This window comes from Marinobacterium litorale DSM 23545, from assembly GCF_000428985.1.
GTDB lineage: Bacteria > Pseudomonadota > Gammaproteobacteria > Pseudomonadales > Balneatricaceae > Marinobacterium_D > Marinobacterium_D litorale.
Map to the genome: position 1 here is coordinate 1 of NZ_AUAZ01000021.1, position 17897 is coordinate 17897.

Sequence of the window (17897 nt, forward strand, 5' to 3'; positions counted from 1 at the left end):
CGCCCGCATCCCTCTGCGCGGGCTAAGGAAGCAGAGGGCAACGAAATACCCACTGACTGGCAACGAGCCGGTAAGTCTCTGATCAGGGCGCCACCAGTGGGTATCTCGTTGCGGTGAATGCGCAGGCTGATGCGCAAGAAGTGGCCGTGCAGCAATGTACGGAGGGGGGAAGCCAGATAGTGGGCTGTTGGCGTTCTGAACAGACGCCTGTGCCGGAGATCAGCACCGGCCACCGCAACACCGAACACACCCGAGAGGGCCGCGCCTGTACCACCCTGGGCAGGCAATCTGATCTGACGCTGCGAGCTGGTGCCGGTGAAGTAGGCCCGCATAAAGATGCCGATGGCGGAGCCGCCCGCCTGACGCTGCACCCCGGGGTGATCCCGTGGGCACCCGGCACAATAGATCCCGCCGCACGGGAGTGACGTGTCGCCGGACGAGGGTAACCGGCACCGTACCGCCATAGCTCAACTGGATAGAGCATCCGGCTTCTACCCGGATGGTTGCAGGTTCGAATCCTGCTGGCGGTGCCAAGTGAATGATCCGTTCGGTGCGAACGGAAAGGGCGGGTTGAATGGCCCGAAAACAACGAAGCCCCGGATGTCGGCAAACCAAACCCGGGGCTTCATCAACTCACGCAGAGTAGAGGTGATTATGACGAATACTGCGGAGGTTTACCAGTTCCCGGGGATGCCGGCGACTGAGGAGCCACGGGAGGTCCAAGTGGTTGCGGAAGTCGAAAACGGCTATACGCGCCTTGCTAATGACCTGGTACTGCAGTTGTGCAGGACTGATCTGAGCAAGCGTGAGACGAAGGTAATGTTTGCAGTGATCAACAAGACCTTCGGTTTTAACAAGCCGTGCGACTGGATAGGGCGGGATCAGATCGAGGATCTGACAGGCATTTCAGCAAACCATGTCTCGGCAGTCATCAAGGGTCTGGTTGAACGCAAAATCTTGTACCGAAAAGGGCGCGCTATCGGGGTTAATAAAGTGATCTCAGAGTGGCTTACCAATGAATCATCAGCACCCACGACAAGAGCAAAAAATAGCCAAAAGTCCCCAAACGGGGACTCTCCAGAAAATCCCCAAATGGGGACTAAAAAATCCCCAAACGGGGACTCAGAAGTCCCCAAACGGGGACGTATAAGTCCCCAAACCGGGACCCACAAAAGACAAGACACTTCTACAAAAGACAATAATACAAAACACAAGGGGCTCGACTTGTCATCGATCCCTGAGTGGCTTTCGATTGAATCAGTCGCTGGATTCATTGATCACCGCAAGTCGATCAAAAAACCAATGACTCAGCAGGCACTCACCCTCCTGATCAACAAACTCGACAAGCACCGTGCGGAAGGGCATGACCCGGTTGCCATGCTTGAGGAGTCGATCATGAACGGCTGGCAGGGTGTATTCCCGCCGAAGCCTGGCGCTTCCCGAGCACCGAGGCATGCCACCCCAAGTTTCACCGGGGTTGATTACTCAAAAGGCGCGGAGGGATTCGAACGTGTTTGAAGTCATCAAAACCGAAGATCGCCACTGCGAAAAACACGACCTGGACTGGGTGTGCGAATTTACAAAGTTTGCCAGCCGCACTCTGGAAAGCGAGTGTCCTAAGTGCCTCGAAGAGCGTGAGGCCGAAGAGGAGCGGAAGCGCCAGATCGAGTTTGAGGAAGAGCGCCGGAAGGCCGCAGTAGCTGCAAAGCGCAAGCAGCTTGAGCAGCGCATCTCATCCAGCCTGATTCCGGATAAATACCTGACCCGCTCGTTTGATAACTACCGCGTGGAAACCGATGCCCAGGGGCGAGCCCTGGAGACGACACGACGCTTCGCTGAGCACTTTGACCAGTTCCAGCGCACCGGGGCAGGGCTGATCATGATAGGGCGGCCCGGAACCGGCAAAACGCACCTGGCCTGCGCTATTGCCAATGCGCTGATCGAGAAGGGCGCCACAGTCCTGTTTGTCACTGTGTCAAAGATGATTCGCCGCATTCGAGAGACATACCGGCGCGATTCTGAGTACACCGAACAGCAGATGATCGACTCACTGCGGGATGTGGATCTGTTGATTATCGATGAGGTTGGGATTCAGCGCGGCACCGAGAGCGAAGAGCACCTGTTGTTCGAGGTGCTGAACGAGCGCAACTCCGTGTTTGGTCCGACGATCATCCTGTCAAACCTGACAGTTGAAGAGATCAAGGCGTATGTCGGTGAGCGAGCCCTGGATCGTCTGCGTGAAGGCGGGGGCAAGCTGGTTGTATTCGACTGGGGTAGCTACCGGGGCAATGTGGCTGATGATGCCGATCTGCCGTGCGCTGACTCAGTTGTGCCGCTTCGCACTGAATCACGCCTGCCTCACCAACGACCGTTTCCGATGGGTGACTGATATGAGCCGACTATTCGACGCCAAAAAATACGCATACGCCATCCGGCATGAGGGGCATCCGCCTGAGTTTCTGATTGCTATGACCATCGAACGCTTCGGCTTGAGCGACAAAGAGGCCAAGGCGTTCCGTCAGTACGCATTCCAGCGCGTGATCGTTAAGTGTGATGCAACCCTGTGCGGCCGGGCCAGCTTGCTTGCTGCCCGGGTGCCGCTCAATCGGATTGGAGAGGTGTTTGCAGCATGAGTACTGAAATCGAACGCCTCCAGCGCGCCCTGATCGAGCGGGATAACCGGCTCAGCGAAATGAAGGCGTTATTTAGTGCAGCTATGAGTAACCGAATTAGCGTAGCTGATGCTGGTGCTATCTCTATCTCCGGCCTGCTGAATGACAAGAAGCCATTAGCGATCACCCGGTTTCGCGCCGTGGACGCCGTACTACTGCCGGTTGATGCGCTGCGGGAACTGGGGGTGATCGGTGAATAAGACCATTACACGCACACTCAAAAGCGAAGGCGATAAGCAGTTCCTCCTGCGATATATCAACGGGATTAACTCGTATCCAACGCGGGTAAAAATCGAGCCTGGGAAAGAGCCGAGAAGCAACCAGCAGAACCGGCTCCAATTCCAGTGGCTGAATGATGCGGCCAGCCAGGGCGATCAGGCCGTCGAGGAGTACCGGGCGTATTGCAAGCTGCACTTCGGTGTGCCTCTGTTGCGCGCCGAGGATGAGGAATTCCGCGAGGTCTACGACCAGATCATCAAACCAGCGCCTTACGAGCACAAGCTGCGCATGATGAGCCCGCCTATCGACCTGCCGGTCACCAGCCGGATGAAGGTCAAGACGATGACGGCTTACCTGAACGAGGTCTGGCAGCACTTTACCGGTATTGGTTTTCAGCTGACGGATCCGGCCATGCTGGGGATTGATGACTATGAGAGGTGGGCGGCATGAGTTGGTTAAGCAAAATCACAGGGCGTCAGCACCACTTCAAGATTGAGTTGCGCTACACGCCCGACAATTCGAACGGCCAAGTAAATATAACCAATACGTTCAATATCTGGATGCCTGACAGAGCAGCCATCGCCGATGATCGCAAGATCAAGAAGGATTGCTCAAAGCACATGATTGACGCCATCCCTCGGCACCTGAAGCGCAACGGAAAGCTGGAAATCACCAGGGTTTATTACCTTGGCTGGTTTAAGCCGGTGGAGAAATAGATGACCACCGCCACCCTCAAATGCCGCCACTGCAAAGAGCGTAAGCCTCGGGAAACGATGCTGAAAGTTCCGATAGGTGCCTTTTGTGATGGTGAGTGCGCCCGACAGTACGCTATCGCCAAGGTGAGCAAGGACAGGCAGGCAGATAAACGCCGGAAGCACCGCGAGGCAAAGGACCGACTGCGCGGTGACAGTCTTCCGCATCAGCTCGAACTGACCCAAAAGGCGTTTAACGCCATGATCCGTGAACTGGACAAAGACCAGCCCTGTGTCAGCTGTGGGAAGCCTGCTGGCCAGTACACGCTGACAGCCGGGCATTACCAGACCGTCGGTGCTCATCCGGAACTACGGTTCGACCCGCGCAATTGTGCAGGACAGTGCAGTGGATGTAATAGCGGCGTCCAGCGATACGCAAAAGGGGATAAGGCCAGTACTCGGCAGAAGTTCACGGCTGAACTTGTGCGTCGCTACGGTCAAGAGCTTGTCGACTACCTGACCGGCCCGCACCCAGCCAAACATTACACCTGCGATGAGCTGAAAGAGATGCGCAAAGTATTCAATGCTGAGAAACGACGGCTGGAGAAGGGTGAGCCACCGTCCCGGGACTGGCGGGCACTGGATCCGCAGGAACTGATACGCAAGGCAGGGTGAGGATTGGTTATGGCGATCGACTACGCAGCACAAGCAGACAAACTGATCGATGTGTATCTGGCCTGGCTTCTCAGTTCCGATACCGATGCGGGCTGGCACCAACCAAGCATGCTGCAACGGATGGTTGAGTTCGGTGGGGATATACCCCCGCCTACCGGCAATGACCAAGCCGACCTGAAGATGATTCAGGAGATGCGGTTTTTAAGGGAGCCTCATGCATTACTCCCCGAGGCGCGAGAGATGATCGGCCAGGTTAAAACCAAGTACCGCATACCGCTGTTGGTTCATTGCCGGTACACCGGAACAGTGGATGCTAGAACAGGGCGGCGCTGGACGGCTCGTAAGCTGGCGATGGAATTACATCTAAGCGTTGATCAGTACCGGGACCGTGTGAAGATGGGGCGGCGGAAACTAGTGCGATTCGTTGAGCAGTACGGCGAACGGAATGAACGGAGGGCAGCATGACCGCGAAATATGAGCTACTATTTACCGGCCGCATTTAACTGAAAGGAAGCGTGTAATGAGCAAAAAATTGAAAGTGGATCCGGTTCTTGTTGGCCTAATCCAGATTTTGGATAAGATTTCCGACAAGACAGCTGCTGATGATTTTGGATTTCCGATTACGCTGTTTGTGGATGGTACTGTGTTATCAGGCAAGGCTGTTTCGGGGGCGACGTATTTTAAAAAATTTGCTGATTCATATGAGCAGTTTTTTGCTGGCTTTGGAGATAAAGAGGCCGCTAAATCTTTTGGTGACAGCTATCGAATAGCTGGCGAAAGACACCATCCGAGTCACCTCGGGTATCGAGAGAGTGATGATCCTGGCTATATCCATCTTATTGATGTGAGCATTGTTCTTGGAGATGGGCAGTTAATGGCAGGATCTGGCATGGATATCAGATTGAAGCTCGAAGAGGTTGATGGCTTTATGGTAGGGAGAATGCAAAGGAATTAGTAATTGGATATTTATCCAGTGATCGCTTGCAAAACCCACCATTTTTGGTACTCTTTTTTCTAGAGTGGCAAGAGTGACGGCCACGCAAAGCACCCCGCACAGTCGAGCACTGGAGCGGGGTTTTTTGTGCCTGTAATTTCTCGCCGTGAGGCGACACGCTAACGCCGTGAGGCGTCAGACCCTCCGCTTCGGCGGACCCTAATTCAAGCCATCCGTGAGGATCGCTATGTCTCTATACCGCTTTTCTCAACGCTCAATTGAGCGCATGAATGGGGTTCACCCAGAACTTGTGCTGATCGCGTCCCGCGCATTGATGTACTCCGAAGTTGATTTTGGAGTGACTGAAGGCCTTCGTACTGAGTCCCGGCAGCGCGAGCTTGTTGAGGCAGGTAAATCTCAAACCATGAAGTCGAGACATCTGACCGGTGACGCTCTTGATGTCGCCGCATATGTGGATGGTCAATTGACGTGGGATTGGGATAAGTACGAAGAGATTGCCCGAGCATTCAAACGCGCAGCCGAAGAACTGGGGATTGCGATTGAGTGGGGTGGTGACTGGCGAACCCTAAAAGATGGACCTCATTTTCAGAGAGCATGGAATGGATCCTGAAAAAGACCCAACAAGCTACCAGCTTCTTACGTACTTCTGGGTAATGGCGCTGGCTGCTTGGGGTGGCATAGCGAGCTACATCAGACGAGTGAAAGATGGTACAGCCGAGAAGTTCAGCTTTATGGAGTTGATAGGCGAGATTGTTATTTCAGCGTTTACCGGGGTGCTCACATTCTGGTTGTGTGAGCTCGGTAATTTCCCTGGACTGCTGACTGCCGCATTTGTTGGCGTTAGTGGTCATATGGGAAGCCGCGCCATCGCGCTCATGGAAGATCGCTTCAAGCGCAAGATGGGTGTTCGGTCGTGAGTAGTCGCATCGCGGCAGTATTAGCTGTCGTCTTAGTGTTTGGTGGCTGGTCTGTCCGTGGCTGGTATGAGGACAGTAAAGACCTCGCTGCTGCCGACGCGGTTGACCGGGCAGTAAAAGCTTACCGCCAAACTGAGCAGAGAATTGCCGAAACACTTGAATCAAGGCTGGCCGAGGTGCAAACCCATGAGCGAATCATCGAGAAGTGGCGTACCCAAATCGTTGATCGCCCTGTGTATCAGCTTGAGTGTATTGATGATGACGGGTTGCGGATCATCAACGGTGAGCTTCCTGAAGCCGGAACAGCAGAATCTACTGACTAAGTGCGCTGATGACTTTCTGTTCAAGGTAACCGAGAAGACCGGTGAGGCCTGGACAGAATCAGCTATCAAGTGGCGGTCTCAGTACAAGGCATGCGCTGAGCGACATAACGGGCTGGTCAATGTGATCAAGAGCGATCCCAGCAACACCAACGATAAATAGAATCCGGGGCAACTCCCTAAGGAGGTGATCCGCGTCTTGACTGGTAGGAAAGACTATCTGACTGCCGTGAAAGCGCGGCTCCGTATTAATCAGCCGCCCGAAGAGGGGCCGCGATGGCACGAGCAGCACGAGATAAAACCACAGGCTGTACTGACAGAGAAGAGGTCTTCTGTCAGGCAATCGCCTATGACCCAGAGCTAAATGATAGCGACGCCTATCGTCAGGCTTACAACACTGAGCGCATGAAGCCTGAGACGGTAAACAACAAGGCATACGCACTCAAAAATAAGGCCCATATAGGGGCGAGAATTGCGGTGTTGCGTGAAGAGCGCTGCAAGCGTACCCAAATCGATGCGGATTACGTCCTGCAACGACACCGTGAGATCGATGAGATGGATGTTATCGACATCATGGATGATGACGGCGGCCTGCTACCTGTTCGTCAGTGGCCAAAAGTATGGCGCCAATTCATATCAGGCATGGATGTATCCGAGCTGTTTGATGGTCGTGGCGACGAGAAAGCCATCGTTGGCGTTATGAAGAAAATCAAATGGCCCGACAAGATCAGAAACCTTGAGTTGATGGGTAAACATGTCGATGTTCAGGCCTACAAGGAGAAGTTGGAACACGGCGGCTCTCTTGAGGTAACGGAGGTCCGCAGAACTATTGTTGATCCAAAATCCTGATGGCCTCGCTTGATATACCGACAGCTCGGGTATTTGTCCCGCTGCTCGAGCCAGCCCGATACAAAGGGGCATGGGGCGGGCGCGGTTCTGGCAAGTCGCACTTCTTCGCGGAACTGCTGGTAGAGGAGGCGATACGCCGCCAAGGGCTTCGTGCAGTCTGTATCCGTGAAGTCCAGAAGTCGCTCAAGGAGTCAGCTAAGAAACTGATCGAGGATAAAATACAGCAGCATGGAGTCGGCGCTGGTTTTGAGATCCTGAACGATCAGATTAAAACGCCAGGCGGCGGAGTGGTGATTTTCCAGGGCATGCAGGACCACACGGCTGAGTCGATCAAGTCGCTTGAGGGCTTTGATGTGGCCTGGGTGGAGGAGGCGCAAACTCTCTCTGCCACATCGCTCAAGCTGCTGCGACCAACCATCCGTAAGGAAGGGTCGGAGCTCTGGTTTAGCTGGAACCCGAGGCGCCATGTTGACCCGGTGGATGAACTGCTTCGGTCAAAACAGCCTACCAATGCGGTAGTGGTGCGAGCCAACTGGTCGGACAACCCCTGGTTTCCGGCTGTTCTGGAGCAAGAACGCCAAGACTGTCTGAATACCGAGCCTGATCAGTACGACCATATTTGGGAGGGTGGTTATATCCGGGTTGCCACTGGCGCCTATTTCGCAAAACACATCGCCGAAGCACGGCTGCAGAAGCGAATAGGGCGCGTTCCGCGTGACCCATACCTGCCGGTCAAGCTGTTTTGTGATATCGGCGGAACCGGAGCCAAGTCGGACGCATTTTCAATTTGGGCGGCTCAGTTTGTGGGCCATGAAATCCGGGTGCTCAACTACTACGAAGCGGTGGGCCAGGAGCTAGGGCATCATCTTGCCTGGATGCGGCAGCAGGGGTATGGCCCAGAGAATGCCGAAATCGTCCTGCCGCACGACGGTAGACAGCACGACAAGGTCTACAAAGTGTCCTATCAGTCTGCGTTCAAACAGGCAGGATATAAGGTAACGGTCGTTCCTAATCAGGGCGCAGGAGCTGCTGCCGCCCGTATCGAAGAGGTGCGCAAGCGCTTCCCATCTATTTGGATCAACGAAGACACCTGTGGTCCTGGGCTGGATGCTCTGGGGTGGTATCACGAAAAGCGGGACGAGAGTCGAGGTATAGGCCTCGGTCCTGAGCACGACTGGTCAAGCCACGGTGCAGATGCATTCGGCCTGATGTGCGTGGCCTATAAACCCCCAACAACAACCGCCAAACAGCTCAAATACAAAATCCGCCGCCCACGCGACAGATCAATAGGGTATTAATCCATGACAACGATCGATCCGACAGTCACTCAAGAGGGTGACGGCAGTATCCGGAAATATGAATTTGTAGAGCTCACCACTACCAATGATGATGGCGCACCAATCGCATTGGGGGCGTGGTGCGACTGCTCCATCCAGGTGACAGGTACGTTCGGCACTGGAGGAACGCTGTCCTGGGAGGGAAGTAATGATGGCGGTACGACCTGGGCAACACTGAACGATGTCAACGGTACAGCATTGGATATCCAGTCCGCTGGCGTTGAACACTGCCAGGTGCCTGCTGAGCTTGTCCGCCCGCACATCACCGCTGGAGATGGCAGTACTGACCTGGATGTCACAGTGATTTGTCACCGCCCAACCGGCATGAGGCAGTAACGGATGTTGGGTAATGAACTCCTAAAGCTCTCCGATGACGAACTGGCGGATCTGCTGTCCGGGCTGCCGGATGATGAGATCGACCAGATCAAGGAGCAGATTGAGAGCGCGAAAGAAGAGCAAATAGCGCGGCTGGATGCGCTGGGCGCCACGCTGGCCCAGCGTCGCTCTGAGGCGATCTCTGGCCGTGCAGGTAGCGGCATTGAAGATGAATGGCTGGAGGATGAGGAGTTTTACGAAGGTATCGACGATGCCAACCGGGGGGAGATGGCCGCATGGTCCAGCAAGCCACCGGGGCGCGAGGTGGGTGACGAGGATGAGGACACCAGCTCTACGATATTCCTGAATATCACTGCCCCGTATTGTGATGCAGCCAGCGCAAGTCTCGCGGACATGCTGTTGCCGACTGACGATAGCGCTTGGCAGATAGCCCCGACGCCGATACCGGAACTGGTTCCGTTTGAAGATGGCAAGATCCCTGACAACATCCTGAGTAGCATCCAGAGCGAGGCGAGACAGCAGCCGAACCCGGAGGCTTATGTAGCCACCAAGCAGGCCGAGGTACAGCAGGTTGCTAAGCAAACAATCGCTGCAGCTAAGAGCAAGGCTGAGAAGGCGCAGAAGCGCATTGAGGACTGGCAGGTCGAGAGTAACTACCATGCTGAAGTGCGCAGCGTCATTGAGGACTCTGCCAAAATCGGTAGCGGCGTTCTAAAGGGGCCAATACCTGTTAAGCGCAAGCAGATGGCGTTCACAGAAGGCGCCCTGATTATTCAGGAGGAGATCAAACCGGGCTCAAAGCGTATCGATTGTTGGAATTTCTACCCTGACCCTGGGTGTGGCGAGAACATCCATAACGGCTCCTATACGTTTGAGCGCGACGACATCACCTCGCGTCAATTGCGGGAATTGATCGGAACGCCTGATTATATCGAAAGCCAGATTCTGGCGGTGCTGGATGAAGGCCCAACGCAGGCCGAGAAGGAGTACAAGCCTGAAGTTGGCGATATGAAGCGCCGCGACACGAAGAACCTGTTTGAGATCTGGTACTTCTACGGCGAAATAACCAGAGAGGATATGGAGGCGGCAGGCTGCGAGTGTGAGCATGATGTAGTACCCGCGCAGATCACAATGGTGAATAACCGTGTGATCAAGGCCACGCTTAACCCGCTGGATACCGGCGATTTCCCCTATGACATCATGGTATGGAAGCGCCGCAAGGGGTTGCCATGGGGAACAGGGGTGGCCCGCCAGATTCGAACGCCGCAGCGGATGATCAATGGCGCAGGGCGTAACTTGATGGATAACGCCGGTCTGGCAGGCGGGCCGATGTGGTACTTCAAGCAAGGCGTCTTGGAGCCTATCGATGGCGTGGCCGAACTGGCGCCGCGTAAGGGCTGGATCGCCGGCGAAGATGCAGAGCTTGACCACCTGCAAAACGCCTTCGGTTATTTCAAGCTCGATATGATGGTGAATGAGCTTCAGGCGATAATCCATCTGGGGCTAAAGATGGCTGAAGATGTCACCGGTATGCCGATGATCATGCAAGGCCAAATGGGTGCTCAGAAGCTGGACACTCTGGGCCAGACGCAGATCCTCAACAATAACGCCAATATCGTGCGCCGCCGTATTGCTCGCCTGTTCGATGACCTGGTAACTGAGCCGCATATTCGTCGTTACTACGCCTATCTGCTTCAGTACGGCAAGGATGAGGAGAAAGGTGAGTTCATCATTGACGCCAGAGGTTCGAGCAACCTGGTTGAGCGTACTATCGAGAAAGAGAAGACTGGTCAGTGGTTGCAACTCTCGTTGAATCCGGCATTCGGCATGGATCCGAAAAAGGTGGCCTGGGAGATGATGCGGGCTGACAAGCTCGATCCGAAAGCATTTGAATACGACGACGAGAAGTGGCAGCAGATTGTTGCGAACCTGGCTAACCCTCAGCAGAACGACCCGCGCGCCGAAATCGCCCAAATGAATGCGCAGCTGAAGATGGCTATCGAACAGATGAAGCAAAAAGGGGATGCGGACAGTCAGCAGCGTGAACATGCCCATGATGAGCGGATGAAGGCCGCCGATCTTCAGTCTAAGGAGCGCATTGCGCAGCTTCAGGCAGGTATTGAGCAGGCAGTGACACAGTTCCAGGGTGATCTGGAAAAGCAGTTGGCTGAGATGAAGTATCAGGGTGATAAGGATCTGCAGTTCGACAAATTGAAGACGAGCCTGAACGAAACAGTCATGCGACTCACAACCCAGAAAGAACTATCCGCTCAGCGAGCTCCGGCAAGCATGATGCCTAAGCCACCTACCGAACCCGCAGGACGGGCACGACCCGGAATGAGTTATCAGCAATGATCCTACAAGCGAACGGGAAACCGATTCCCTACAAAACGATCGAGACGGCCGCCCAAGCGGTCGTTTTTATTTCCACTGACGGAAATCACTGGGCGCCAGTAGCGCCAGATGACGTGCCGGACAGTCTGAAGCACCCGGATAACATGGGGCTGATGATGGCCGGTGAGATTTTGGAACTGGCTAACGGCTGCCTCTATAAGGCCGAAAAGGTTTCAGATGTACCAGTTCAGTGATGTGGATCGGGGTCAGCCCTGGTTTAAGCGGCTACAGGAACAAGTAAACGAACGACTGCAATCGCTACGGGAGCAGAATGACAGGTCAACTGATATGGAATCGACCGGCCTGCTGCGCGGACAAATTGCAGAAGTAAAACGCCTTCTCAAAGCGATGGAATCAACAGAAACCACAAACAGCGCGCAAAGACGCAATCCGTATAACTAACGGTAATAGCTGAATAGCCTGTCGAGAGGACACGCGAATGACAACCGAAGTGCAGCAGGATCAAGAATTAACCCCGGATCAGATGGCCGAGCAGGAGGAACGCGACTTCCTTGCTGCAACGAAGGGCGAGTCTGATCCAGAGCCAGAATCCACCTCGGCGCCTAAAGATGGCGCTGCCGACCCGGGCGAGGGAGATGATAATGACGATCTCCCGCTGGCGGCTGAAGGAGATGGCGATATCGATCTATCATCACTACCACCGAGCGTTGTTGAAAAGCTCGAAGCACAGATGATGGAAAAACTTGCACCCCAGATCGAGCAGCGCTTGTCTGGGCGGATTCGTAACATCGAGGGCCATATTGGCGGCCTCAAGCACAACCTGCAACAACTCTCGACCGCCGCCAAGGCCGCCGAGCAGCAGGGCGCAGAGGCCCCCGACGGTCACCAGATGCGCGAAGCCATGCAAAGCGGCGAGAAGATGGCGCGACTAAAGGAAGATTTCCCTGAGTTTGCGGATGCGCTCGAGGAGATGTTTTCAGGTATCGCCACTCAGATGCCGCAAGTGGACGTGAGCTCAATCAACCAGCGCATCGATCAAACAGCACAAACGATGCCTCAGTTGATGAACCGAGCGCGTCAAATGGCTCGGCTGGATAACGCCCACCCAGAGTGGGAGTCCACTATTCAGTCAGAGCGGTACCTTAACTGGCTAAGTAATCAACCCCCCGAAACCCAGGCTCTCACTCATAGTGAGAATGCTGCCGACGCAATCAAGGTGCTCGACGCTTACGCAGAAAGCATGAAACCTGCCTCGGACCCTGATCTGACCGCTCAACGCCGCCAGAACCGCCTGGAAAGCGCTGTATCGCCCACAGATGGACGCTCAGCGCAGCGACGCCAACCCAAAACCGAACATGAAGAGTTCTTAGCAGCCTTCAACGGATAACGGATCAGGAGCAATATCATGTCTCAGAAATACAATACGGCGACTCCCCGCGTCGGAAAACTCAAAGGGGAAATTCTCAAGCATGCGGTGCCGGTGACCTGCCTCGGCATCTCCGGAGACCAGAAGAAGATGGCAAAAAACCAGAGCGACACCGTTGTGTATCGCCGCTGGTTGCCGAAAGGTGGAGCGACCACAAATGCGAGCACCATCAACCAATGGTCTGTCGAGGCTAATGCGCACATCGTCAGCGAAGGTGTCACGCCGACGGCAGATACCATGGCGCCGCAGGATATCACCGTCAACATCCAGCAGTACGCCTGCCTGTATAACTACACCGATAAAACCGCCGACCTCTACGAGGACAAGATCCCGGACGAGATGAAGGTTCAGTGTGGTGAGCGGATGGGCCTGGTGCGCGAGATGATTGACTACGGCGCACTGAAAGGTTGTACGAACAAGTTCTACGCGGGCGGCTCCAGTCGTGCGACGGTGGATGAAAAAATCAGTCTGAGTCTGTTGCGTAAGGTGACGCGCTCTATCAAGGGTAATCGCGGCCGCATGGTTACCCGCGTTCTGGGCGCTTCCGGTGATTACAACACCTCTCCGATTGAAGCTGGTTACCTGGTGTTCGTGCACACCGATGGCGAGAACGATGTGCGCGATCTGCCCGGCTTCACCAAGGTGGCTGAGTACGGCCAGATGAAGACGATGCATGCCATGGAGATCGGCGCGGTGGAGAACTACCGTTTCGTGGTCTCTCCGGAGCTGGCAGCGATTGCTGATTCTGGTGCAGCGGTTGGGTCCACGGGCTTGGCTTCAACCAGCGCCTCCAATATCGACGTCTACCCCTTCATTGTGGTGGCGGCCGATGCCTGGGCTAACCTGGCATTGCGAGGAATGGACTCTCTCGATCCAATCCATATCCCGGCAGACAAGAAGGACAAAAGCGACCCGCTTGGGCAGCGCGGCTACATCGGCGCCAAGTTCTACAGTGCGGCGTTTATCCAAAATGATGGCTGGATGGCAGTTATCGAGGCGGGCGTTACCGACCTGTAAACGACTGACGATCAATAAGGGCTGCTCTGGCAGCCCTTTTTTATGAGGACTTCGAGATGAACAACCTTTCTCATGAGCACTTTGGTGGTACGTTCTGTCTGTCTAAGGCTGGATTGGCTGAGGGCACCAACTCCGCAACTATCAAGACCGCTGCTCCGAATGGCGCCGGTATCGACTACTGCATCGATGGCATCCTGTACCACAAAGCTGAAGGTGACAATATCGCCATGACGGCATTGGAACAGCAGGCAGACCTGACATCCTGCCTGTATCTGGTGCAGATTAACGCCGCCGGCACCATCTCCCTGAAAAAAGGCACTGAGCGCCTGAACGCCGAGATTGCAAATGACCAGTACGCGCTTGAGTGGCCTCGCCCTGATGCAGGCAACTGTCCGATTGGCGGGATTAAAGTCGTCATGGATGGCGGCACCTTTACCAGTGGTACCACTGACTTGTCTGGAACCGGTGTGACAGACACGTTCTACGACTTCTTCGCGCCGCCTCCGCAGGGCCTTGCATCCTGATAATAGGGGGCTGGCCGCCCCCGCATAAATTCCAACTAGAGGGTATTGCCATGAAAACTAACGAGACGATCAGTAATCTGATCATTAAGCGATTCCTACACCTGTGGTCTCATGCAGCAATTAAGATCCGTGGGGATGATGGAACAGACACTGAAGTGACCATGACAGAGCTTGCTTCACTGGCAACGGCTGATCGTCTTGTATCAGTGAGTGATGAGGCGGCGTACACAGCCCTTGTGGCGAATAGCGGCAAACCACACACCCTGCCGAACCTGACAGCATCCTGCACCATCTCTCTGCCGGCAGCAGCGGTAGGGCTTGAGTATGAGTTTATCTATAAAGGGGTTGCAGCGGATGCGCAGAATTGGGTGATCGATACCGGTTCTGATACCAACTTCTTCCTGGGTGGGCTTGCGCACTTGGATACAGACGCGGGATCTGGCGGCGACGAGGTGGTGCCAATTGCGGGTGATGGCGATAGTAACTCCAAGCTGACCGTGGTCACGCCAGACGTGGGGACACGCATTAAAGCGATCTGTGACGGGACAAATTGGGTCTTGAGCGGTTATGTCGTTAGCGCAACCGTGCCTTCATTTGCTGATCAATAAGTCTGGGCTTCGGCCTCTTTTCTAATTGCGCCTAGCGCACTTCCTTGACCTCGCCTCGCGGGGTCTTTTTTGGAAGTAATTCGAGGATACCAATATGCCACCACGTAAAAGAACAACCCCGACACAACAGGGAGAAACCGAAGTGCAGAACGCAACCGAATCAGGCGCCGCTGACGTCCAGGATCTGGTATCGGCGAATGAAGAATTTGCCAAACAGAATGAGCGGCTGGAAAAAGAAAATGAAGAACTTAAAGCTCAAGCGCACAGCAGCTTTGCGATCATTCAGGATTTGCAAAAACGCTTCGAAGTCATGGAACAGCAAATCGGCCAAGACGGTGTGGCGCATTTCGATGATAGCGACCTGGTACGCGTGGAAGGGCGGACAATGGATGATCCGCTAATGAAGCAAAAAGCCGACATGCTTAAATTCATGGAAGAGCCGGTCACCATTTACATTCATGACGTGTCGGAAGATCAGGCAGATCCGGGTTTCCCGATCTTCGTAAACGGTGAGTGTGAGATTTTTCGGCGCGACGAAGAGCGCACCGTGAAGCGAAAGTTTGTTGAGGGTCTGGCGCGCGCGAAAAAGACGGGCTACAGCAATCAACTCAAAGTGGATCCAGAGACCGGTGTTCAGGAATACGTCTGGCCGAGCAAGACAGGTTTGCGCTACCCGTTCAATGTTGTTCATGATGGCAACCCGAATGGGGCATCGTGGCTGAAATCTGTGCTTCGCCAACAGTAGTTACGGCTCTGGCGAAGCGCTCATGGTTCGCCTCCTCCTCCCCAAGTTGCTGCCTGTGAAGGCCGCAGAGGTTTGAATGAACTTCCTACAACTTGTTCAACGATATCGCCAGGAAACTGGGTATGCCAGCACCGGGCCTACGACGGTAGTGGGGCAAACTGGTGATCATGCCAAGGCGGTTGATTGGGTATCTAGCGCCTATGTGGAGCTCCAGAACAGACTCCGCTGGCGCTGGCTCCGTCGCCGATTCACGCTGACAACTGCTTCTGGCACAAAGCGCTATGTTTATAGCGATTGCACGGATGTTGTGGCTAATGAGGCCATTGATCGATTCAGGGAATGGATCATTGACCGGCGCAACCAAATGCTGTGCTACCTGCAATCCAGTGGCGAATCAGCCGAGTACTGGGTAACGCCGATCTCATGGGAGCAGTATCGGCAGATCTACCTGATCGGTTCCACGCCAAACGGGCCGCCTGCGCACGTTGCTGTCGACCCATCTAATAACCTGGTGCTTGGCCCAACACCTAATGACGTGTATGTCCTGAGTGGTGAGTACCACCGCGGCAGTCAAGTGCTCGCCGCAGATGATGACACCCCGGAAATGCCGTCCGATTATCACATGCTAATCGTTTACGCGGCGATGATGGATTACGGTTATTACGAAGTCGCTAATGAGGTACTTGGGCGCGGCAGAGAAAAACATCGCCGCCTACTTCGCCAGCTCGAGGCCTCTCAGGCGCCAAAAATACGCATGGCTGGACCGCTAGCATGACCAAGCGCTCACTATTTGTCGCTCTCGGCGGCGGCGTGGACGGCACCTCCCCCGAAACACAAGTTAGCCCTGGCCGACTACGCACAGGCGTCAACATTGAGGCTAAGCCTGGTGGTGGATACCAGCGAATGGAGGGGTATACCGCTTTCGATGACGAGATAACTGGCTCCGGGCCCATTCGAGGCATCCATTATTTCAACGGCAAGCTGTACGCGTTTCGAAACGACAGCGCTGGCACAAGCTGCCAGATGTGGTCATCTACCGGCAGCGGTTGGACGCTTATTAAGTCAGGCCTTACGGCAGACGGGACATACCGGATGATCACGTCAGACATGGACGGTTCGCCCGCGATGTATGGTGCATCAGGCACCCATAAGGCGTTCAAGTTTGACGGTTCTACCTGGACTGATATCACCACTGGAATGGCGGCAGACGTCCCGAGTCATATTGCGGCTCACAAGCAGCATCTCTTTCTTTCGTTCGCAAACAGCGTGCAGCACTCTAGTATTGGTAATTCATCATCATGGACCCCGGTCACCGGGGCTGGCGAACTGCTGGTTTCCGAAAACGTTACCGGATTCTCAGTCATGCCGAACGGCTCTCTCGGGGTCTTTACGCGCAGCGGCATCACGCTACTGGCAGGCACCAGTTCCAGCGACTGGGTGGCCAATAACATGGTGGAATACGGTAACAATGCAGGCGCTATAGCGGGAACGATTCAATCCATGGGGGCGGCAGTCAGATTCTGCGACAGTCGCGGGATCATCGATTTTGCGGCGTCTGATACATCCTCTGACTTTTATGACGCCATCATCAGCCATGATATGGATCGCGCCATCCAGGGGCTCTGGGGGAGGGCGATTAGCGCGACAGTGGTTCGCGCAAAGAACCAATACCGCCTGTTCTTTAATGATGGCTCCGGCGTCATCCTGACCTTTGCAGCCAATCGGGTGATGATCACCCAAATCCAATTCCCTCACGTCGTTCACTGTGTCACCAACACTGAAGACAGTTCAGGCAATGAGCGCATCTACTTTGGTGCCGATAACGGGATCGTGTACCAGATGGAGTCCGGGCGCTCGTTTGGCGGGCAGGCGATCAGTGCGTATGCAGAAACAGCCTTTACTGACATGGGTGACCCTCACCACGTGAAGCGGTTCCGGCGCCTATGGGTTGATCTTGGCCGTAACGGTGGTGAGTCGCTCAATGTGTCAGCCACCTGCCTGATCGATAACGATGGTGATAGTAACCAGTCGTTGGGTGGATTCGATATCGAGCGTGGCGGCACGCCGCTGGGTATCGGGCGACTTGGCGCCATGGTGCTTGGTACTCAACCGGTAGCTGATGGCAGGATCAACCTGTCCGGGACTGCCAAATATATCAGTCTGAAGTTCTCCTCCAGCACCACAGACAGTGCGGCCTGGGAGATAAACGGGATAACAATCGATTACTTTATGGGTCGAAAGCGGAGGTAG

General features: G+C 54.8%; 26 protein-coding genes and 1 tRNA gene. 26 read left to right on the top strand and 1 reads right to left on the bottom strand.

From position 1 onward, the window contains the following. Nucleotides 1–371 (bottom strand): hypothetical protein (locus G403_RS25560; RefSeq protein WP_211232692.1); only part of this gene is annotated, 371 nt, incomplete at its 3' end. Nucleotides 372–456: 85 nt separating this feature from the next. On the opposite strand from G403_RS25560, the gene G403_RS0114830 reads away from it, so the two are divergent. From G403_RS0114830 to G403_RS0114955, 26 genes are all read left to right on the top strand, one after another. After that, nucleotides 457–533: transfer RNA gene (locus G403_RS0114830), tRNA-Arg, on the top strand. Nucleotide 534: 1 nt separating this feature from the next. Then, nucleotides 535–1518 (top strand): replication protein, encoded by a 984-nt coding sequence (locus G403_RS0114835; RefSeq protein WP_036234031.1) that lies wholly within the window; start codon nt 535–537, stop codon nt 1516–1518. Further along, nucleotides 1511–2389, top strand: coding sequence for an ATP-binding protein (locus G403_RS23510; protein WP_051299096.1), 879 nt, complete (start codon nt 1511–1513; stop codon nt 2387–2389). Before G403_RS0114835 ends, G403_RS23510 begins: the two co-directional genes overlap by 8 nt. Nucleotide 2390: 1 nt before the next feature. Further along, nucleotides 2391–2633 carry a hypothetical protein gene (locus G403_RS0114845; protein WP_027854680.1) on the top strand — a complete coding sequence of 81 codons (243 nt, stop codon included), beginning with the start codon at nt 2391–2393 and terminating at the stop codon, nt 2631–2633. After that, nucleotides 2630–2872 carry a hypothetical protein gene (locus G403_RS0114850; protein WP_027854681.1) on the top strand — a complete coding sequence of 81 codons (243 nt, stop codon included), beginning with the start codon at nt 2630–2632 and terminating at the stop codon, nt 2870–2872. The genes G403_RS0114845 and G403_RS0114850 overlap by 4 nt, the downstream gene beginning before the upstream one ends. Beyond that, complete coding sequence (locus G403_RS0114855) at nt 2865–3341, top strand: hypothetical protein (RefSeq protein ID WP_027854682.1); 477 nt, start codon at nt 2865–2867, stop codon at nt 3339–3341. The genes G403_RS0114850 and G403_RS0114855 overlap by 8 nt, the downstream gene beginning before the upstream one ends. Then, nucleotides 3338–3607, top strand: coding sequence for a PNPOx family protein (locus tag G403_RS0114860; protein ID WP_027854683.1), 270 nt, complete (start codon nt 3338–3340; stop codon nt 3605–3607). The genes G403_RS0114855 and G403_RS0114860 overlap by 4 nt, the downstream gene beginning before the upstream one ends. Continuing rightward, entirely contained in the window at nt 3608–4258 is a 651-nt protein-coding gene (locus G403_RS23515) for a recombination protein NinG (RefSeq protein ID WP_051299098.1), read from the top strand. It abuts the gene before it with no gap. Between the two features lie 9 nt (nt 4259–4267). After that, the gene (locus G403_RS0114870) at nt 4268–4723 is read left to right on the top strand and encodes a hypothetical protein (RefSeq protein WP_027854684.1); all 456 of its coding nucleotides are present in this window, start codon (nt 4268–4270) and stop codon (nt 4721–4723) included. 55 nt (nt 4724–4778) lie between these two features. After that, nucleotides 4779–5213 (top strand): hypothetical protein, encoded by a 435-nt coding sequence (locus tag G403_RS0114875; RefSeq protein WP_027854685.1) that lies wholly within the window; start codon nt 4779–4781, stop codon nt 5211–5213. Between the two features lie 226 nt (nt 5214–5439). Next, nucleotides 5440–5823 carry a M15 family metallopeptidase gene (locus G403_RS0114880; protein ID WP_027854686.1) on the top strand — a complete coding sequence of 128 codons (384 nt, stop codon included), beginning with the start codon at nt 5440–5442 and terminating at the stop codon, nt 5821–5823. Then, entirely contained in the window at nt 5813–6130 is a 318-nt protein-coding gene (locus tag G403_RS0114885; protein ID WP_036234033.1) for a phage holin family protein, read from the top strand. The genes G403_RS0114880 and G403_RS0114885 overlap by 11 nt, the downstream gene beginning before the upstream one ends. Then, complete coding sequence (locus G403_RS25330; RefSeq protein WP_156899716.1) at nt 6127–6453, top strand: hypothetical protein; 327 nt, start codon at nt 6127–6129, stop codon at nt 6451–6453. Before G403_RS0114885 ends, G403_RS25330 begins: the two co-directional genes overlap by 4 nt. A gap of 273 nt (nt 6454–6726) precedes the next feature. Continuing rightward, nucleotides 6727–7299, top strand: a complete 573-nt coding sequence (locus G403_RS0114895; protein ID WP_027854689.1) for a terminase small subunit — start codon at nt 6727–6729, stop codon at nt 7297–7299. Next, nucleotides 7299–8597: a PBSX family phage terminase large subunit gene (locus tag G403_RS0114900; RefSeq protein WP_027854690.1), complete on the top strand. Its 1299-nt coding sequence runs from the start codon at nt 7299–7301 to the stop codon at nt 8595–8597. Before G403_RS0114895 ends, G403_RS0114900 begins: the two co-directional genes overlap by 1 nt. 3 nt (nt 8598–8600) lie before the next feature. Then, nucleotides 8601–8972 carry a hypothetical protein gene (locus tag G403_RS0114905; RefSeq protein WP_027854691.1) on the top strand — a complete coding sequence of 124 codons (372 nt, stop codon included), beginning with the start codon at nt 8601–8603 and terminating at the stop codon, nt 8970–8972. Nucleotides 8973–8975: 3 nt separating this feature from the next. Continuing rightward, a complete protein-coding gene (locus G403_RS23520) occupies nt 8976–11327 on the top strand; it encodes a hypothetical protein (protein WP_051299100.1) in 2352 nt (783 codons plus the stop codon). After that, nucleotides 11324–11560, top strand: coding sequence for a hypothetical protein (locus tag G403_RS0114915; RefSeq protein WP_027854692.1), 237 nt, complete (start codon nt 11324–11326; stop codon nt 11558–11560). The genes G403_RS23520 and G403_RS0114915 overlap by 4 nt, the downstream gene beginning before the upstream one ends. Next, on the top strand, nt 11544–11768 hold the full coding sequence (locus G403_RS0114920) for a hypothetical protein (protein ID WP_027854693.1): 225 nt from the start codon (nt 11544–11546) through the stop codon (nt 11766–11768). The genes G403_RS0114915 and G403_RS0114920 overlap by 17 nt, the downstream gene beginning before the upstream one ends. 37 nt (nt 11769–11805) lie before the next feature. Beyond that, complete coding sequence (locus G403_RS0114925) at nt 11806–12714, top strand: hypothetical protein (RefSeq protein ID WP_027854694.1); 909 nt, start codon at nt 11806–11808, stop codon at nt 12712–12714. A gap of 18 nt (nt 12715–12732) precedes the next feature. After that, nucleotides 12733–13770 carry a N4-gp56 family major capsid protein gene (locus G403_RS0114930; protein ID WP_027854695.1) on the top strand — a complete coding sequence of 346 codons (1038 nt, stop codon included), beginning with the start codon at nt 12733–12735 and terminating at the stop codon, nt 13768–13770. A gap of 56 nt (nt 13771–13826) precedes the next feature. Continuing rightward, a complete protein-coding gene (locus G403_RS0114935; RefSeq protein WP_027854696.1) occupies nt 13827–14294 on the top strand; it encodes a hypothetical protein in 468 nt (155 codons plus the stop codon). Between the two features lie 50 nt (nt 14295–14344). Then, nucleotides 14345–14902 carry a hypothetical protein gene (locus tag G403_RS0114940; protein WP_027854697.1) on the top strand — a complete coding sequence of 186 codons (558 nt, stop codon included), beginning with the start codon at nt 14345–14347 and terminating at the stop codon, nt 14900–14902. Between the two features lie 94 nt (nt 14903–14996). Further along, complete coding sequence (locus G403_RS24595; RefSeq protein WP_156899718.1) at nt 14997–15647, top strand: vacuolar protein sorting family 37 protein; 651 nt, start codon at nt 14997–14999, stop codon at nt 15645–15647. Between the two features lie 76 nt (nt 15648–15723). Further along, on the top strand, nt 15724–16422 hold the full coding sequence (locus tag G403_RS0114950) for a phage adaptor protein (protein ID WP_027854698.1): 699 nt from the start codon (nt 15724–15726) through the stop codon (nt 16420–16422). Next, nucleotides 16419–17897: a hypothetical protein gene (locus tag G403_RS0114955; protein WP_027854699.1), complete on the top strand. Its 1479-nt coding sequence runs from the start codon at nt 16419–16421 to the stop codon at nt 17895–17897. Before G403_RS0114950 ends, G403_RS0114955 begins: the two co-directional genes overlap by 4 nt.

Bases quoted from the DNA above. Each gene is read 5' to 3' on its own strand.
- G403_RS24595 (WP_156899718.1), top strand. From the start codon at position 14,997: ATGCCACCACGTAAAAGAACAACCCCGACACAACAGGGAGAAACCGAA.
- G403_RS0114845 (WP_027854680.1), top strand. From the start codon at position 2,391: ATGAGCCGACTATTCGACGCCAAAAAATACGCATACGCCATCCGGCAT.
- G403_RS0114880 (WP_027854686.1), top strand. From the start codon at position 5,440: ATGTCTCTATACCGCTTTTCTCAACGCTCAATTGAGCGCATGAATGGG.
- G403_RS0114915 (WP_027854692.1), top strand. From the start codon at position 11,324: ATGATCCTACAAGCGAACGGGAAACCGATTCCCTACAAAACGATCGAG.
- G403_RS0114905 (WP_027854691.1), top strand. From the start codon at position 8,601: ATGACAACGATCGATCCGACAGTCACTCAAGAGGGTGACGGCAGTATC.
- G403_RS0114860 (WP_027854683.1), top strand. From the start codon at position 3,338: ATGAGTTGGTTAAGCAAAATCACAGGGCGTCAGCACCACTTCAAGATT.
- G403_RS0114850 (WP_027854681.1), top strand. From the start codon at position 2,630: ATGAGTACTGAAATCGAACGCCTCCAGCGCGCCCTGATCGAGCGGGAT.
- G403_RS0114930 (WP_027854695.1), top strand. From the start codon at position 12,733: ATGTCTCAGAAATACAATACGGCGACTCCCCGCGTCGGAAAACTCAAA.
- G403_RS0114955 (WP_027854699.1), top strand. From the start codon at position 16,419: ATGACCAAGCGCTCACTATTTGTCGCTCTCGGCGGCGGCGTGGACGGC.
- G403_RS23520 (WP_051299100.1), top strand. From the start codon at position 8,976: ATGTTGGGTAATGAACTCCTAAAGCTCTCCGATGACGAACTGGCGGAT.
- G403_RS0114895 (WP_027854689.1), top strand. From the start codon at position 6,727: ATGGCACGAGCAGCACGAGATAAAACCACAGGCTGTACTGACAGAGAA.
- G403_RS0114940 (WP_027854697.1), top strand. From the start codon at position 14,345: ATGAAAACTAACGAGACGATCAGTAATCTGATCATTAAGCGATTCCTA.
- G403_RS0114920 (WP_027854693.1), top strand. From the start codon at position 11,544: ATGTACCAGTTCAGTGATGTGGATCGGGGTCAGCCCTGGTTTAAGCGG.
- G403_RS23515 (WP_051299098.1), top strand. From the start codon at position 3,608: ATGACCACCGCCACCCTCAAATGCCGCCACTGCAAAGAGCGTAAGCCT.
- G403_RS0114870 (WP_027854684.1), top strand. From the start codon at position 4,268: ATGGCGATCGACTACGCAGCACAAGCAGACAAACTGATCGATGTGTAT.
- G403_RS0114950 (WP_027854698.1), top strand. From the start codon at position 15,724: ATGAACTTCCTACAACTTGTTCAACGATATCGCCAGGAAACTGGGTAT.
- G403_RS0114875 (WP_027854685.1), top strand. From the start codon at position 4,779: ATGAGCAAAAAATTGAAAGTGGATCCGGTTCTTGTTGGCCTAATCCAG.
- G403_RS0114900 (WP_027854690.1), top strand. From the start codon at position 7,299: ATGGCCTCGCTTGATATACCGACAGCTCGGGTATTTGTCCCGCTGCTC.
- G403_RS0114885 (WP_036234033.1), top strand. From the start codon at position 5,813: ATGGATCCTGAAAAAGACCCAACAAGCTACCAGCTTCTTACGTACTTC.
- G403_RS0114925 (WP_027854694.1), top strand. From the start codon at position 11,806: ATGACAACCGAAGTGCAGCAGGATCAAGAATTAACCCCGGATCAGATG.
- G403_RS0114935 (WP_027854696.1), top strand. From the start codon at position 13,827: ATGAACAACCTTTCTCATGAGCACTTTGGTGGTACGTTCTGTCTGTCT.